Origin of the sequence: Flavobacterium sp. (assembly GCF_025352015.1) — a bacterium.
Taxonomy (GTDB): Bacteria; Bacteroidota; Bacteroidia; order Flavobacteriales; family Flavobacteriaceae; genus Flavobacterium.
In genome coordinates, this window is sequence record NZ_JANXUG010000032.1 from 1 (window position 1) to 2666 (window position 2666).

Sequence of the window (2666 nt, forward strand, 5' to 3'; positions counted from 1 at the left end):
GTTAGTTCTAATTCAGCTTGTTTTATTTGTACTGCCAATTGTTCTCTAGTTAGGTATCTATTTATAACAAACTCTTTTGGAATTAAATCGCAAGTCCAACCCTTGTCTACTTCTTTGCCTTTGGCATTTTTTTCAATAACTCTACGAACTTTAGCATTCCAACCATCTTCAACGACCATATACACATCATCTTTCATTGTTTCGTTCCAATAGTCTAAAAGCTGTTGGTAAATAGTATAGTTATCTACTAATGCTTTGCCTTTATAGTCATTTAACAATGCTTCTGAAAGCTTATTTATGAATTTTTTGGGTGCTGTTTCGCTGGTTATATCGGTTAAAGATGTATAGATTTTGTCTTTCCAAATGTCATAGGTTTTTTCGAGTAGTTCGCTGTATGACTTGAACTCTGGGTGTGAAAAAATGGTTTCTTTTATTACGGAATGGTCAATGATTAATTGTACATAGTTATCTGAATACTTTTTGAATAGCGCTTTTTGCAAATTGGGATATACTTCCCAAAATGGTTGTAGTTCTGCTATGTCACGATTTGGAATACCTCCATTTAAGTGCGCAAAAAGGTCTTGAATATCTTCGGCTTCCTGTGTGTCGATGTAACGAGGAATGTTTAGATTGTATTCGTTTTTTTCTATTTCTTCGAATTTAACAAAACGTGAGAACTTTGAAACTTCTTTTTGATTGTTAAACACATCTACAATTTTGTGAATGTCTTGTTCTCGTAAACGGTTTTTGTTACCGTCTTTGATATATCCTTTGGAAGCATCAATCATAAAAATACCCTTTCTGCTCTCGGTGTTTTCTTTGTCAATCACGATTAGACAAGCAGGAATTCCAGTACCATAAAACAAGTTGGCAGGTAAACCAACAATGCCTTTGATATATTTTCTTTCGATGATATTTTTACGAATTTCGGCTTCGGCATTTCCTCTAAACAATACTCCGTGAGGCAAAATAATTGCTCCTTTTCCTGTGCTTTTTAAAGATGCTATAATGTGAAGTAGGAAAGCATAATCTCCATTTTTTTCTGGTGGAATTCCGTAGCCACGAAAACGGTTGTATTCATCATTCATTGCTGAAATACCACTATTCCAATTTTTTACTGAAAATGGTGGATTTGCCACTACAAAATCAAATCTTCTCAATGATTTATCTTGTTCTTTAAATTGTGGCGATGTTATTGTGTTTTTACTTTGAATATTGGCTTCTGGGTTACCGTGTAGCCACATATTCATAATAGCCAAACCTTTGGTTGCATTATCTTTTTCTTGACCATAAATAGTCAGCCCTTTTGGGGCTTCGTCAACTACTTTTAATAATAATGAACCCGAACCACACGTTGGATCATATACTGTAAATGAAGGTTTATCGGCTTTGTGAACATCTATAATTTTAGCCATTATTCGAGATACTTCCGATGGTGTATAGAATTGTCCTTTGCTTTTTCCGCTTTCTGTTGCGAAGTGTCGCATTAAAAATTCATAGGCATCACCAAGAATATCATCGTCTTCGGCACGGTTGTTTTTGAAATTAAGTGCAGGATTTTCAAAAATTGCAATTAAGCCCGAAAGCAATTCTATTTTATCGTTTCCGCTTCCTAGTTTATCATCATCATCAAAATCAACTAATTCCATTGAACCTTCTAATCCATTGGCTGCAAAAAGTGGTATTAGGATTTTTTTATTGATTTGTTCTCCAATATCTGGTTTCCCTTTTAATATTACTAAATCTTCAAAAGTTGCTCCTTGAGGAATTTCTATTAAGCTGTTGGTTTTGTTTGCATATTTATCAGATACATATTTCACAAAAAGCATTGTCAATACATAATCTTTGTATTGGGAAGCATCCATTCCGCCTTTAGATCTTAACTGGTTGCAACTTTCCCAAAGTGAGCTATATAATTCTGATTTTTTGATTGCCATTTATTAGGTATTGTAATTTTTATTGTTTGTGTAAATTATGTTTTCTTAATCCTTTATTATTAGCTAATTACAGATTTATAAAACTGTATTTGAATTGTGTCTACAGTGTAGGCACAATTCAAAAAGCACAATAAAAGGGATTGTTATTGCGAGTTATTTTTCTCGCACTTTGAAAACGTTTACAATAGTACGAAAAAGCAACGGAATGTAAAAGAGTGAAAATAAATTTAGGGTAAGATTGGTACCTTTTTTTTGGATAAAATAAAAATAGTTTTTTGAGTTTAAAAAAAACAGATTTATAGGGAATATTAGGCGCAAACTATACCAGCTACTTTATTAAAATACTTTGAAATGGTCTGATGTTGCCCGATTTTTGTAGAAAAAATAAAATAAAAAATGTTTGTGGTGAAAAAAACATACCAATCTTACCCTACGAAAATGATGTGTTTTGAAGTAAACAAAAGAATAAAAAACAAAAAAAGTGGAAACGGTAAGTTTCCACTTTTGAACTCTGTTTTATGAGCTGAATCGTCCTAAAATAGGTTGACTAAAAATTAAACACTTTTAGTATCCTATGGAAACAACAACAAATCAAGCCAGCCGAAAAAACGGCTATCAAAAAGTAACTTTCGAGCACAAACTTTTTGTCATTGACCAAATCAATAATGGTCAAATTTCTGCTAACTTCGCATCCAAGAAGTATAACATTTCAAGAGCAACAATACACTA

The 2666-nt window shown here is 32.6% G+C and carries 1 protein-coding gene; it reads right to left on the bottom strand.

All coding sequences use genetic code 11. The annotated features are described in order from the left end of the window. Positions 1–1937 (bottom strand): type I restriction-modification system subunit M (locus tag Q0Q96_RS03410; protein ID WP_293871758.1); only part of this gene is annotated, 1937 nt, incomplete at its 3' end. Positions 1938–2666: the final 729 nt, after the last annotated feature.